At 35.3% G+C, this 16,897-nt stretch carries 3 protein-coding genes; all 3 read left to right on the forward strand.

Annotation, left to right across the window (positions count from 1 at the left end):
* The first annotated feature begins 20 nt into the window (after positions 1 to 20).
* From HHU12_RS14000 to HHU12_RS14010, 3 genes are read left to right on the forward strand one after another with little or no spacing between them, the layout of a single operon-like run.
* Positions 21 to 4,781, forward strand: a complete 4,761-nt coding sequence (locus HHU12_RS14000) for a hypothetical protein (protein ID WP_169657370.1) — start codon at positions 21 to 23, stop codon at positions 4,779 to 4,781.
* Positions 4,781 to 6,865, forward strand: coding sequence for a fibronectin type III domain-containing protein (locus HHU12_RS14005; RefSeq protein ID WP_169657371.1), 2,085 nt, complete (start codon positions 4,781 to 4,783; stop codon positions 6,863 to 6,865). The genes HHU12_RS14000 and HHU12_RS14005 overlap by 1 nt, the downstream gene beginning before the upstream one ends.
* Positions 6,866 to 6,884: 19 nt before the next feature.
* Positions 6,885 to 16,895 (forward strand): T9SS type A sorting domain-containing protein, encoded by a 10,011-nt coding sequence (locus HHU12_RS14010; protein ID WP_169657372.1) that lies wholly within the window; start codon positions 6,885 to 6,887, stop codon positions 16,893 to 16,895.
* Positions 16,896 to 16,897: the final 2 nt, after the last annotated feature.

The following is a 16,897-nucleotide window of genomic DNA, read 5'->3' on the forward strand; positions in this document are numbered from 1 at the left end:
ATAAAACGGACTAAATGATGATGAGCAAAATACTAAATATACTTCTTGTCTTACTGTTTTTTATTCATATCGATTGCTGGTCGGTAGATCGTAATGAGGCACCTCCAGCGAAGAGTGAATCAGTTCATAGAGCATCGAAATTTCAACGTTTTAGAGATTTTGATGTAGAAATTCCATCTGTGCCTATCAAAAAGGAAAAAATAGATGTGAAGAGATTAGAGGATGCACCTGAAATGGTAGATGGTGTACCCGTAAGTGAAAAAATTGGTGAAATTAGAGGAGCCTTGAACAAAATCAGAGAAAACAAGCTTTTTGTATCTCTATTGTCCGAGGAAGACCTTATCTCATTGCCTGTAGGTATAAGTAAGAATGTGGGAGGTACTTCTTTCGAAATTGTTATTTACAAGGTGAAATTAACACCTGAAGGAACCAAAATAGATGTAGGAATGGGCGTTGCTTTTCCTAACTCTTCAGACACATTGATGTTTGGTGCTTTTGATATCCCATTTAGTCAAGAACGAGGAATTGGAGGTCAAGGTAAATTAGCATTATTAAAAGATTACCCAGTAAAACTATCAAAAGATATAACCCTTGATTTTAAAGGAGTTAATAATGGAGGACAGACTTATGTGAATTTTGGTTGCGATGGATATCAAGGTATGGGCGTTGAGTTTGATGTTGTATTCAACAGAGAATTAATCAGACCAGCGACAGAAGAGGGAGATGTCATACCAAATGGACAAATCCGTGCTAAAGTAGCCACTCAAATAGAATCCTGGGATGATTTATATTTAGAAGTCAATCTCCCTATGTTTAGAATGGGGGAAAAGAATGATAGAGGATTTGTATTTAAAGCAGAGAATGTAGTTTACGATCAATCAGAAATAACCAATGGTAGTGTGGTATTTCCTGAAGGTTATGAATCTACAGATTTTATTGAAGGGAATCAGAATCTATGGAAAGGATTTTATATTAAATCGGCTGTCGTTATGATGCCGAGTGACTTTGATAAAGTAAGAAAAGAGCAAGCTGAAAACGATAAAAATAGCACAACCGAAAAGACAGAAGAACAACAAAAGGCAGATGATAAGGCACTTGCGGGGGCTAATAAAAACCGAACCTCGTTTAGGGTCAATGGTTTAATTATAGATAAGAATGGCTTAACCGGAAATTTCCAGGCTCATTATTTACTATCCCTCGAAAAAGGACAGCTTGGTGCGGGTTGGGCATTGTCATTAGAAAAAATTGAAGTAGATATTTTGATGGGGCAGTTCCAGAAAGCTGATTTAGTGGGGCAGTTCCAGATACCAACTTCTGATACCGTTGGAGTACTAAGTTATCAAGCTCAAGTTCAAATGAGCGGTGATTTTTTATTTTCAGCCGCTACAACAGATTCATTGAAGTTTAAGCCTTTTGGAGAAAATAGTACTTTGTTGCTGACAAGGACGGATATCACAATACAGATTGAAGACGGAGAATTTTATGCAGGTGTAGATCTTGATGGGGCAATGAATGTCGCCACCAAAGACGCCAAGCTGGAATTGGTGGATATTGATTTTCAGGGCTTAATGATACAAACCGAAACCCCTTATGTTTCCGCCACGGCCTTTGGGCTAAGTTCAGATTTACTCACTCAGAAAGTGTTTGGACGGGAAATAAGTATTGATGAAATAGGGATGAATACGAAGGGGACAGAACTCCGGCTTGATTTAGCTGTCGGACTGTCACTTCATGAAGGGTCTGAAGGATTTGGTGGAGAAGCAGGACTGAAAATTATAGGTGATAATGGTAATGGTTCTTGGAAATACGTCAGAACTGACATCACGAAAGTAACTATTGAGGCAAGAAAAGAAAATGTCTACGATATAAAAGGTACAATTGAGATTCTAAAAGACGATCCAATTTACGGAGATGTTTTTAAAGGAATTTTAGAGGCGAAATTAGGTCCAATGAGTGGTGGTGGAGTAGCCGTTGAAGCTTCAGTGATTTTCGGTAAGAAAGAAGGTAAAGGATATTGGTATGTTGATGCATTGGCAGTTCTTGATGCAGGAATTCCTGTAGGACCATTGACCTTCCACGGTTTCGGTGGGGGTATTTACTATGGTATGACAAAAGTAGGTTATTCTAAAGCAGATGCCTCGCTAAGAAATGCAACTCCTTCCGCAACAGGTGGAGTGTATGTACCCGATAAAAATGCCGGCTTTGGTTTTAAAGCCATCATTATAATGGCAATTGTAAGGAAAGAAACCGCTTTTGTTGAGGCGCAGTTTGAGATGAACTTCTATAAAACTGGTGGCGTTCAAAAAGCAATGTTCATCGGTTGTGCCAATTTAATGACACCACCAAAAATTGGAGGATTGGACATGGCTCAACTCCAGAAAATGGCTGAAGTAATGGATGAAGCTAATTCCGCTACAGGAGGTAAAGAGGGAGATGCAACAGCCACACCAGAACCTCCAGATCATGGAGAAGTCGATTCACAATGTGCTTACATTAATGCAAGTGATGCCCCAATTTTTGCGGGTATTGTAGTGAGTCTGGATTTCCAGAACCAAGTATATCATGGTGAGCTAAACGTAAGTATTCAAGCAGGTGTGCTAGAAGGTGGAGGTAGAGCAATTGCTCACTTTGAACCTGATAGCTGGTATATTCACATTGGTACAAATAAAAATCCGATTTACTTAAAACTTTTAGGAGCAGTTGAGGCAACTTCTTATTTCATGTTAGGAGATAATCTTCCTTCTGGATTTGAAGCACCAGATGAAGTGAAAAAAATATTAGGTTTAACACCAGAACCTGAGTCAGGAGGAAGAAACGAAAGTGCATTATCAGGTGGTAGAGGCGTAGCTTTTGGTGCTTCATTAAAAATTGATACTGGAGAAAAGACATTCTTGATTTTCTATGCAGACATCGCAGCCGGTTTTGGATTTGACCTTATGCTAGCAAATTATGGTGCCAACGCAGTTTGTGCTAATACAGGTAGACAAATAGGTATCAAAGGATGGTATGCTCAAGGTCAAGTATATGCTTATGTAAAGGCGGCTATTGGCGTTAAAGTTGATTTATGGTTTGTGAAAGGTAAATTTGCCATTCTAGATTTAGGCGTAGCCGCATTACTTCAGTTCAAAGGACCTAACCCAATGTATTGTTATGGTGCCGTAGGTGGTTACTACAGTATTTTAGGTGGTGCTGCAAGTGGAGAATGTCGATTTGAATTTAGTATAGGTGAAGAATGTAAGATACAAGGAGCAAGCCCACTAGCTGGAGTTGAAGTGGTAGCCTCTATTACACCTCAAAATAAATCAGAAGATGTAGATGTATTCGCCGCTCCTCAGTTTGTATTCAATGTGCCTGTTAATGAGGAAATGGTATTAATGGACCCGAATACAAACGAGAAGAAAAGATATAGAATTCGAGTAGATAATGTATTCTTGAAAGGCGGTAATAGTCAGGTAACTTTTGACGAAGAATGGAATGACGATAATACGACATTAGTATTAAGACCTCATGCTATGCTGGAACAAAGAGCGAAATATGAATTGGGAATTAAGCTCACATTCCAAGAAAGATCTAGTGCTGGTTGGGTAAAAGTGAGGTATTCTGAAGATTTAAGTAGATCTGTAGCATTCATTTCAGGAGATCGACCTAAGTTTATAGACTTGGATAAAGTAGTATACAGTTATCCTATTGATCGACAAATGAACTTCTTCCCTCAGGAATCGAATCAAGGTTATATTAAACTGAATATTAAAGGATGGGATTACTTATTTGAGGTGGAAAATCCTGATAAGTGGGATGTTAAGGCAAGATTTACGAATTATCAAGGTCATCCAGTTTATGGAGATGTATCTTATAATGATAATAATACAACAGTATCATTAGATATCCCATCGGATATGACTTTGAATAATGTGTATACATTTGAAATCGTTCATCTACCTAAATCAGCGTTAAATGTCGATTCTAATGTAACTGAATCAACAGCATCTCAAAATTTACAAGGGGATCAAAAAGGAGGTTCTACCATTAATATTAAAACAAGGTCGGCCTCAGGTACTATAGAGAATAATGAGGAGAAAGTAGTTTATGCTTCTAATTTTAGAACAAGCCACTTTAAGACTTTTGTGGAAAAAATGGGAAGTATAAATATTGGTTCAGGACTTACTGGTTTATACTATCCAAGTAATAGACGATATATTTACGTGCCAATTCCAAATCACAATGGTGAGACATTTGATCAATACGAAATGATGGGTAAAGATCAAATAGAAAGACTAATAACTACAGAAGCTGATTTTAATGATGATTTCTATGTAAGAGCAATTAATCCATTAATCTATGATGATTATCCACTTGCAAGTGGAGCTGAAATAGAATGGAGAACACCATCTGATAAATATGGCTGGTTAAAACCAAGTAAGAGTATTTTTATCAGACATGCTCAGTCGAATGAAAATGTACTTTGGAGTAATTCTGCTCCATTGTTAAATGAAGATGAAATTGCTTCTGGACAACTTGGAATCTATGATTCACATGAACTCATTTACCATGTTGACCTAAGTATAAATAAAGACTTCATAGATATCAGAACGAATATAGAAAATCTCTTAGTAGATGGAGTGCTTTCATATGATAATGAAAAGGTTAAAGCAATTCGTGAAGACGTAGGTGCTCCATATATATACTCAGGTAATTATCATGTAATCTTCAGATATAAATTACCAGGTAAGACTAAAAGTAATTCAGAATACATACATACACTTTCAAATATTATTAAATAATGAGAAAATTAATATATATAGTTTTATTGCTACATATTCATGTGTATGGATATTCACAATCAAGTGAATCAATACCTTCAATTAAATTAATTGAAAAAACTTCAAGTGATAAAGTGCTTTTAAGGTGGGCCCCGGATAATTCAATTTCTTGGCAGCTCTTAAATAAGTACGGTTATAAATTAGAAAGAATTACCACTTATAGAAATGGTGCACATTTAAATGAAGTTGAAAGAGTAATTCTAGAAGATAAAATCTTACCCCAGCCCAATGATGAATGGACAAGGGTTTTTAATACAGATACCACAGATCAGTATATAGCAATAGCCGCTCAAGCATTATTTGGAAATCAATTTAAGCTTGATGCAGATGCTTACTCTAAGGATGGATTAGCACAACTAATTCATGTAGTAAAGGAAAGAGAAGCGAGGTATTCCTATGCACTATTTTCTGCTGATCAATCTCGAAATGCAGCTTATTTGTCAGGTGTGTATTTCGAAGATAATACCGTTAAAAAAGGAGAAAGGTATCTTTATAGAATACATTCATTAGTTCCTGATAGTGTGGAGCAAATCCAATCAGGAAAGGTATTAGTACAAGTAAAAGAAGCTTTTCCATTACCTCAACCAGAGAGATTTGCAGCTCAGTATAAAGAGGGTAAAGTAACACTTACTTGGGATTGGTTAACTTTGAGTAATACCTATAATAGTTATTGGGTACAAAAGTCTCAGGATGGTGTTAATTATTATGACATAACTAAAACACCATTTATTCAGCCATCCTTAAATGAACCATCTCCAAATATGGTATACATGGATAGCATTGGTGACCAAGAAGGTACATATTATTATAGAATTAAAGGTAAAGATGCTTTTGGAGAGTGGGGGCCTTATGTAAATCCAATTAGAGTAGAAGCTTATCCTGTTATGGAATTTGTTCCTGAATTTAAGGTTTATGAAGACCTTAAATCGGGTAGTGTGATGTTGAAATGGGAAATCGAAGAGGGGAAAGCTTTAGGAGCTAAATCACTTCTAATAGCAAGATCAGAAACAGAAGATGATAAAGGCTTTAAAATCATTAAGGAAGGTATTCCTGTTCAGACAGGAGAATATCTTGATATAGGACCTGAAATTTCAAACTACTATAAACTTGGAGCAAAGGATAAAGTGGGGAAAATCAATTGGTCGTACAAAGAATTCATACAACTTACAGACAGTATCCCACCTTCAATTCCTGAAAATCTTCTAGGAGAAGTAGATTCATTGGGTAGAGTAACAATCGCTTGGACGCCAAGTCCTGAGAGAGATTTGTTTGGTTACAGAGTTTATAGAGCTAATAAAAAAAATGGAACCTATATTCAGGTCACAACAAGAGAAATTCCTTCTACTACTTTTAAAGATTCTATAAGTATCAAAACTTTAGCGAAGGATGTATATTATAAAGTACTTTCTGTAGATAAAAGAGGAAACCCTTCTGAACTATCAGCTCCACTGCAGTTGAAGAGACCTGATATAATACCTCCGTCTCCTCCAGTAATTGCTTACACAAAAAGTACTGAGAGAGGACCGTATTTAGAATGGTACCCAAGTGGTAGTACTGATGTAGTAAATTATTTGATCTACAGAAAGGGAAGTAGTGCTGTTGAAAGATGGGAACTCATAAAAGAATATGGAATTGTAGAAGGTAAACAGTTTTTTACAGATTCAACGGTAGTTGATTTGGAAACATATCACTATCTGATGATAGCAATTGATGATGCTAATTTAGAGTCTATCCCTACAAAGCCAGTTGCCATTAGAAAATTTGATACTAAAGTCAGAAAAGGAGTTGGGAAATTCTCATTAAACAGAGGAGCAAAAGGGATTGAATTGGCTTGGACAGACCCTATTTCAGGTGACTATAATATTGATATTTACAGAGCCGTAGATGAAGAAACTATTCGTTTTTATGCCAGAGTACCAAAAGGTAGTGAAGGTTGGGAAGATATAGCTGTTGATGATGATAAAAAATATCAATATAGGATAAAAGTAAATTATGAGGATGGTTCTTCTTCCAAATTTAGTGAATCGAAATCAATTAAATACTAACACCTAAGACTGACCAAAAATGAAAAAATTTTTATTAAATAGTATTTTTCTATTATTAGTAATAAACAGTGGTTATAGCTTAGATAAAGTAGCTGTTGAAATACCAATGTCGATTACTGCTGTAAATAACACAACAGGATCTACTGACTATTGTGAAAGTGATAATGTTAAGTTCGCTGCACCTCAAATATTAGGTCAAATTGTCTCTGGAACAAATAATTATGTTTGGACTTTAAAGTATAAGGGAACAGATAATCAATTTCATTCAACGGGAATTAGTCTTGGTTCTGGAAGTGAAACATATGTATTTACAAAAGACTTATTAGATGGTTATTTTGGTAAAGAACTACAACTTACAGTTCAAAAGGGAAATTTTATAAGTCAACCTTCCGCTGTTTTTAAAATGTACCCTTCTTTTATTACTGATGAATTTATTGATGGAGCAGGTATTGTATCAAGAACAAAGGGTTCTATGGTCAGTTTAAAGATTCAAAAAGGAAAATTTGAAGACTCAATAAATATTGTAGCTTATACTGATTTGCCCAAAAACTTAACGTTTACTGAAGATGAAGAAAATGCAGGAGATGTTGCTTTTAACCTGAACTTTATTCAATCCAACCCTAGTTCATCAACCATTGATGGAACTAATTATAGTTTTACCCATTCTGACGACGCAACTCACCACTATATAAACATCTATTATTCTAATCAAACTACAGATGGTAATACTGTTTATCTTCAAATTTTTGAAGGTAGTCAGTTTACTACAATGGGCAAGTACATCAGAGGAAATAGTTGTTCTACTCCCCAAAGTGTAACTTTCCCAGCTTTTGAATTTCAACCATTTAGTGTTGAGTATTCAACCACTACCACTATAGAGGATCAGGGAGGAAATAAAGTTTTTCAAGCGTCTCAATTTGGAGGCTCAAAAGATATAGTCTTTAATGTAGTAGGTGGTTATTTTTCTGAAGTTAATGAAGATATTACTTCTGTACCAAAGACGTTTACTTATACTCTACCTGATGGTTTCGATGAATATGTTGAGAAAACAGAAACAATCGAAAGTGAAGGATTAAATGCAAGTGGAGCTCCTTTATATTCATCTCCTTTTACTTTTATTTTGATCAATCCTGATCCTCCATCTATTGTGGTTTCACCTCCTTCAGTAGAAGCTTCCATAACAAGTGAGGAAGATCTATTGAACCTATACAATAGTTATGATGTAACTACAAAAGCCAGTTTCTTTAAAACCAATAAAGAATATAAGTACATCATTTCATTAGAAAATCCTGATCCGAATGAAGAAGTATCTTCAAGTCAAATCACAACAGGTGGAGAAGCAAATATTCAAGGAGAACATACAATTGAGACTTTAGGAAATTATAATTATATCCTCAATGTTTATGATGCATCAGATGATGCACTTGTATTTACTTCAAGAGATAATGCTTTATTTACTTTACCTGGAGGGTCTGAAGATGACTTGAATGGGGATGAGATAGATGATGACACGCAAACAGAAGAAGATGTAAATACTGTTGTAATTACTCCTGATCAGATGAGAGTTTTATATTTAGGTAAAACAGATGAAACTTTCTATAATGCAAATGACGGAACTATTAGAACGGGTTTCACAGGTAACTTTAATTACAGATTGAACTCAACTTCTGATTGGACAACATTTAACAGTAATGGTTTAATCACTAATGTAGCACCTGGTGATTATACACTTGAAGTAGAAACTAATAATAGTGCGTTAAAAAGAGTGGGAAGCCAGGCCGGAATTTCTATTATACCTATTCAATTTCCTTTATCTGGTACTTTATCTTTAACAAACCCCAATGACAGATTGTACCATTATCCTGAAGGTACTGAAGGTGCTATTGCTCATAAAAGTACATTGTCCATAACACCAGCAGGTGGAAGTGGGTCTTATGAGGTTATCGGGGTATATAACACAGGAGGAAGTACATTTGAACAGTTTGGTTTTACTCATAATAGTGGCAATTATTCATTAACGAATCTAAAGCTTGAAAAGAGTTACAGTGTATACATTTTAGATAATGCGGATAACGCTAAAGCATTTTGGTATAACGCAACAGGTAACAACATAAATAACTCCATATTAAATTCACCACCTTCAGGTGTTGGATATTTAGAAATAAGGGTACAACCTGCTATACAAAATCAAGAAGCAATTGCGTTAAAAGCTACTGATTATTCCATTTGGAATGGTTCTTCTGATGTTTCTAGAAACTCGGAAGCATTTCATTTGAGATGTAATAATGATGAAGATATTAAACTAAGCTTTACTATTGATAATAAGGGCAGAAGAGATGAAACTGGAGTTGATATCGATGAGATGAGATTTGCTCTACTTCCAAGTACCACAGCTTCACCTTCATTAAGTAATTATGGACTTAAAGATAATGGCGGTACTATTGTAGTAGACGCATCAATAGAATACCCTTTTACGATTTCTTCTAATCCACTGGATAGTGATGAGTTACTTTTATCCATAGATGGTATTGGTGCTGATGACTATAATTTATGGGTTCTTGAAGATCCTATATTATATGATAATTCTGTTTACAAAGGTTATAAAGTTAATGCATCTGAGATAAGTGTTACTGAACCAGAATCAATCAGCATCACCTTCGAAAAAGAGCCATCTACCACAAATCAGAGCGCTTCTGATCTTTTCTGGTATAAGGATGATGCGGATGCGGATCAATATTATCACGTCTCAAGAAATGGAGGTACAGACGGTACGTTCTATGTTAATATTGCAGGAGGTGTAGGTAATTATTCTTTTAACTTGATAAATGATTCAGATAATGAAGTGAAATCCTCTACAACAATTTCAGGGAATGCTTATCAGTTTGAGACATTAGAGGCAGGGACTTATAAAGTTGGAACATTTAGTGATCAAAGTATTTGTACTGTAATCCCTAGTAATACCAATACCCAATATACAGTTGAAGCACCTGATGCATTAACTATTACAACTTCTGCTGAAAATAAAGGGGGACTTACTGAATATCAAGTTTCTGGTAATAATCAATCGGATGGTGTTATCACAATCAATGTCAGTGACGGTATACCAGATTATTCTGCATTAATCTATAAGTATGATTATTCTGGTAATTCCTATCAATTAATTGCGTCCAAAAATGTCGATGATTTTAGAGGAAGCCACTCTTTTACAGACTTAAGTGCAGGTGATTATAAAATTGTTGTGAAGGACAAATACTACACATTTGGAAGTAGTATAGCAACGGTGACAGATTTTAGTACTTCTTTTCCTGATACTGACAATACAACAGGTGATGTCGTTGTCTCTGAAGTTGTGACTCTAAATGAACCACCACCTTTAGCAATTACTGTAAAAGCACTTGATTTTAATGCATCAGATAACACTTCGTTTGTTACTATAGATGATTCTGAGAATACAGAACAATTGCATGTTCAATGTAACTTTGGTGCAAAAGCATATACCGGTGAAGTTCAAGTAGAGATTAGTGGAGGTATTCCTTATTATGTTCCAGTAGATAATAATATCTTTTATAAATTATCCTATGAAGATGGTAAAGGAAACTCGATTTCTACTACTTATTCTGCTTCATACAATGCCACTGAAGGAAAATACATTTCAGAAACAAAGATTCATAATGCTCTTCCAGCTGGTGAAATAACAATTACTTATGAGGCCTTCTCAAAGGATGTCGATGCATCGGATGTGGAACATGATGATAAGTCTGTAGCCTATGATTTACAAGCACCTGAAGCATTAGCAATTAAGTTCAATGCCCCAGAGTTACCAACTTGTATTACTGGTACTCCTGTGACGGGAGATGAAACAACGAATGGTATTCTAAACCTGTCCGTAAATGGTGGAATTTTCCTTCAGAATGCTGACAAAAGATATTATAATGTTTTCACTCAGCATACTACTTACCCTATCTATTCAGATACAGTAAGTCAATTTAGATTGGCTGATGATGGGAATCATATAAGTTCAACTTTACAAATAAAAGTTGAAGATAGATATAATTGTCCTTGTAGTGACATCACTTTGACTCCTGAGTATAGTAACTCAATCTATGATGCAACTATTCGAAATAATAATCAAACAGAAATTCAAAATATTGTAACTGCTGTAGAAAATGATAATACAGTTGATAAACCTACAACTTTCCCTTATTTCTTATCGGATTATCCTCCAATAGAGGCCGATATTGTTTCCAATTGGACTTCATGTAAAGAAGGAGAAGACGGAAGTCTCGTGGTTTCACATTTAATTGGTGGAACTGGCGAAAGTTATCAGGTAGGATTATTTGTTCAAGGAAGTGATACACCTTTACAAGAAACTACTAAAAATGCTTCTGATGAGTTTGTCTTTAATAATTTACCCCAAGGCAACTATGAAGTGAAGGTGATTTTTGACAAATGCCAATTTTATCGTCCAATTGATACTATAAGTTTGACCTATATAAATAAAAATAGTCAGACTACGAGTACAGGTACAATTACCGATGCAGTTGTTGAAGTGAAAGAGCCAGTACCAGTTGAATTAACGCTTTCTGATGTGAATATACCTTCTTGTAAAGGGATCAATAATGGATCATTTGATTTGTCTGTTGAAGGAGGTTATGCACCATATACCTTGAGAATTTGGCAACAAGATGATGGATCTGAAGGGGTTGTTTATCATGATGAAGAATACCTTGATGCCATTTCTGTAGGAACAAGCACTGGGTTAGAGAATACATCTTCTGTCGATTTCTCAATCAATAACCTATTAGGTGGTAAGTACTACAAAATATATATTGAAGATGCATTGGGTTGTACTCATGTTGAGAGATATATCAATTTTGAAAATGAGAAATATTCAGAATTAGGAATAGATGAGCCTAATAGTAATTCGGATGATTTATATGGTACTCAATTCTTACAGCAAAAGCATCTTTACTCTTCATTATCCCTTAGTTCAAAAAAGACATCTTGTGAAGCAAGTGCTGATGGGGAAATTTTATTGAATGTGAAAAATGTTTTGGCCAATACTTTCCAGGTAAGATGGGTAAGAAATAGAACTGAATTTGATGCTACTGATGTTAAAACTGTATCAGCAGGTATGGATAACCTTCTGGCCTTTAATGGTCTTGAAAATGGTAGTTATAGCTTCCAATATAATGAGGGAGGCAGTTGTGGCTGGAAAGATTTTGGACCAACAATTCCAATCACTTCATTACCTGAAATTACAGCCTCATTTATTGAGAATATCATTCCTTCTGAGCAAGGATGTGGATTATATTCACTTAAATCAGGAATAGCCTCTACAACAGTACCAATGACTTTTATATTACAAAAAGAAGTTGGAGGAAGCTGGAATGACGAAGATAAGGTCGATGGATCAAACAATGCCGTTGAAACATTTTCAAATTTAGGTGCTGGTACTTATAGGATTGGCTTGCGTTATCATAACGATTGTGATACTTACTATTCTGACAGTTATACATTGGGTAATTTTGTGCTGAAGACGATTGATTTAGAAAATCAAATTACTTGCTGGAATGATTTAGGAAGTATAGCTGTTAGTGCACGATTAGATGGTAACCTGGTACAGGGAGATATAAACTATATTTTATACAAGTTAGAGGGAGGCAACTACGTAGAGTCGACTTCTAATACATTGGGTGCATTTGAAAGTCTTGAAGCTGGAGATTATTATGTTAAGGCCACAAAAGGTGCTGATGTATCTTGTCTTCAAACAAGTGAGTTTACTTATTTCTCTATCAATATTCCTGATGAATTACTGTTAAATGTTCAAGCAGATAATACTTTGGCAGTTCGTTGTTCTGGAAGTAATACAGCAAAAGCAATTGTAAATATTACTGGAGGAGTAGCACCTTATACACTTAGTGTTAGTGATGGTTTTTCAGATGAAAGAGAGATAGAATTTGATGCGGAAGGAACGTTTAATATTGAGAACTTATCGTGGGGAGGAGATTATTCATTTATTTTAGTAGATGGTGATTGTAGTGATGAAGTAACAGGAAACTTAACTTTTGATGCAAATGATATTGTATTAAATGCAACACCTGCAGATAAGGATTATTGCTCATTAAATACAGGATCTGTTGACATTGAACTTCAAAATATCTCAAATAATGTAGAAGTAATTTTGGATGGTGAATTCTATCAGAATGTGAATACTTTGACATTTACAATTTCTAATTTAGAAGCTGGTCAGCATTCTATTAAAGTGACAGACCTTACTACGAGTTGTGAATCTGAAGTCATTGAGTTTAACATTGATCAAGAGACAAAAGATTATTATGCAGATTATGAGGTTGTAGCATCTCCAAACTGTGATGCTGAAGATGGAGAGGTAAATCTTTTGGTCAAAGATTTAGCTGATAATCCTCTTAATATTAATGATTTCACCATTTTATGGGTTGAGGATAACCTAACATCAGCAACAAGAAGTGATTTAGGTAAAGGTGTTCATAAAGTGATTTTTACGGATCAAAGAGGATGTCAAGAGGAACTGACTGTTCAATTGAATGCCATTAATGCGGCCGCTTTTGAAGAAGATATTGCATTGAGAGAATTACCTTATTGTAATCAACCTACTGGTGAGGTGGTAATAAAAGCGACTTCAGGGAAAAGTCCGTTTAGTTTTGTGCCTTATGAAGGAATTACTGTTTTAGATCAAAATACAACTACAGGAACTTTCCGTTTAGGAGGTTTGAAAGTAGATGAAGAATACAATTTTGAACTAAGAGATGCAAGCTGTGAGTCATACATCACCATTAAGATTGAAGATGAGAAAGTGGGGCATGTATTTGGAAAAGTAGCGGGTAATGTAACACCAGCATCATGTGGCAAAGAGATAGGAAGTTATGAACTGACAAGTTATGCTGAAGACGATTATTTGATTGAGTGGTTAGGTACTTCTCAAAAAGGAAAACTTCTTGAAAATGTATTAGCAGGTGATTATGAAGCCTTAATTACACATAACGATACTCAATGTGATACTACTATTCAAATCTCTATTGGAGAAAGAAGTGCAGTTATTTTGGCATTAGTTGCAACAGATTCATCCAACTGTGGTTTAGGAACAGGTAGTATTGAAGTCATCGCTTCTGGTGGAGGAAATAGTTATTCTTATGAATGGAAAAAAGGGAATTTTGAGTTTGATGAGAAGAGCGAATCAATTTCAGATCTCTTTAGTGGTGTGTATCATGTAACCGCTTATGATCAATACGGATGTTCTAGTAACACCCTAAGAATAAATATTCAAGATAGAGAAACACTTAAGGCAGTATTATTACCAATCCAAAATTCAACTTGTAAAGAAGTGAATGATGGTGAGATGCAAGTAATTGTAAGTGGAGGATTAGCGCCTTATGAGTTTAACTGGGATAACACTGGTTTCGTAGAAGGCAAGGATACAAATACAGCACTTGCTTCTGGTAATCATGTTGTGATTGTGAAGGATCAAAGAGGATGTACATTTGAAACAAATATTGTCACATTGGAAGCTGATGATCCAATCAAGTTGATCCTTGAGAAATCAAACCCTACATGTTTTGGAGCTAGTGATGGTACATTTGAAATTGCTGGAATCAATAAAGATGCATCATTTATCAACACATTAATTCTAAAAGACAGCTTAGACAATGTGGTGAGTACTTCAGGTTACAAAATTTTGTTTGAAGGGTTGAGTTCTGGAGAATATATTTTAGAAGTGATTTCTAATACAGGTTGTACGGTAAACACATCCATTAAGTTAGAAGATCCAGATCCTTTGAAACTTGAATTAGATTATACAAATCAACCGAAATGTTTAGATGGAACAGATGGTAGAATTTCAGTGAACACAATAGGTGGTAGCGGAGATTTCACTTATCTGTGGACAAATCAAGCAGGGCAAACAGTCGGAAATGCTTCTCTACTTGAAAATGTAGGAGTGGGTACTTATTCACTGAAGGTGACTGATAATAACTCAAGTTTGAATTGTAGTGCAGATGGAACATTCACAATTGAAGAATTAGATACGTTGAGTATTGCTAAGATTGATTTAGTATCTCCAAAGTGTAATGGAAACGCAGATGGTAGTATTGAAATCAGAATTCAAGGGGGTGAAGCTCCATATCAAATTGAATGGGAAGGTTTCAATAATTTCACGAATAAGTTGAATAATATAACTGTAGGAGATTATAGAGTGATCATCACTGATAGAAATGCTTGCGTTAAGGATACAGTTATTTCTTTGGTAGAACAACCGGATCCACTTCAAGTTACTGTGATTTCAAAAACAGATGCTTCTTGTGATGAGTTATCTGATGGTAGTGCTGAAATTTTTGTGCAAGGAGGTACACTTCCTTATACCATCAAGTGGAACAATAATCAAAGAGGAACATCACTTCAGAATGTATCAAAAGGAACATACTTTGTAGATGTTACTGACCGAAACGGATGTACATTCGAAAGAGTAGAAGTACAAATTAATGCACCTGATCCAATTGTTGGAGAGATTATCGAACTGACAGATCCATCTTGTGTTGGTGCATTTGATGGAAGTGTAGTCTTGAAAGCAACAGGCGGTACAAAAGATTACATTCTAAGTTCAACGAATGCCGTATTTATTGAGTCACTTACTGATTCAACTTTCAAAGTGGAAGGTTATGGTCAAGGTTTATATGACCTTCAATTGACAGATAAAAATGCATGTAGATCTAACTTTATTTCTTTCAGATTAAATGATCCAGCTTCTATACAAGTAGATAGTGTGAAAATTGTAGAAACTTCTTGTTTCGGAAGTGAAGATGGCTCAATTACTGTTCATGCTTCAGGTGGTACCAACAACTTATCTTATGTCTGGGATAATGGACGAATCGGTAATTTTGTAGATGGATTGAGTGCCGGAAAATATACTGTGTACATCAGTGATATTGATAAAGGATGTGAGGAATCGAAAACATATACCGTAACAACACCTTCAGCTTTAGAAGGCGAAATAGCTCAAGTTATAAACCCAACTTGTGTTGAAGGCGGTGATGCTTCGATTGCATTAAGTATTTCAGGTGGAACTGCACCATACACATATGAGTGGAACAATGGAATGACAACTGAAAGTATTGAAAACTTGGCAAGCGGTAGTTATACAGTAGTAGTTACAGATAAAAATGGCTGTTCTATCACACTTTCACAGGAAATCGTGGATCCAGATCCAATTGTTGTCGACATCCATAATCTTACTGACTTTATTGAAATTTGCGAAGGAGCATTCTACACTATCGATGCGGGTAGTCAATGGAAAGATGTAAGATGGACTTCAGATAGAGGTTTAGATGATTTCAATAGAACTTTAATTATCACTGAAGCGGGTAATTATACATTACATCTTACAACAACAGAGGGCTGTGAAACTACATATGATTTTGAGGTTGTACACCGTGATGACCTTTTAATTCCTCAATTCTTGATTGATCACTCAGCTCAAGAGAAATTTGATACTTATGTTATCGTAGATCTTACTCAGCCTGTTCCTGATGATATTTCATGGACTATTGAACCACAAATTGAAGTGGTAGACTCAACAGATTATACCTATGAAATCAGGTTTACCCAAGCTGGTGAATATACAATCCGTCAACGTTCTGTACTAGCAGGTTGTGTGGCGGAAAAAGTACAGACTGTAAATGTAGGCGTTTTTGCAGGAGGTCGTTTTGGAATTATTGGTGATAATGTTTCTAATGAAAAAGAGGAAATTAGAATATTTGAAGTTACTCCAAACCCTTCTAAAGGAACCTTCAGCATTTATATTGGTTTGTCAGAACAAATGAATGCCTATGTATCACTGCATCAAATGAACGGATTGAAACTTTGGGATCAGTCTTTGAAAAACAGTGATCATTATGAAATTAAATATTCAAACGAAAAACTTCCAACCGGTATGTACTTGTTGAAATTGCACACTCTGAAAGGGGTGAAAGTTTTAAAAGTAATGATCGGAAACTAGAA

It is taken from the genome of Flammeovirga aprica JL-4 (assembly GCF_012844305.1).
Lineage (GTDB): Bacteria > Bacteroidota > Bacteroidia > Cytophagales > Flammeovirgaceae > Flammeovirga > Flammeovirga aprica.

Bases quoted from the DNA above. Each gene is read 5' to 3' on its own strand.
- HHU12_RS14005 (WP_169657371.1), top strand. From the start codon at position 4,781: ATGAGAAAATTAATATATATAGTTTTATTGCTACATATTCATGTGTAT.
- HHU12_RS14010 (WP_169657372.1), top strand. From the start codon at position 6,885: ATGAAAAAATTTTTATTAAATAGTATTTTTCTATTATTAGTAATAAAC.
- HHU12_RS14000 (WP_169657370.1), top strand. From the start codon at position 21: ATGAGCAAAATACTAAATATACTTCTTGTCTTACTGTTTTTTATTCAT.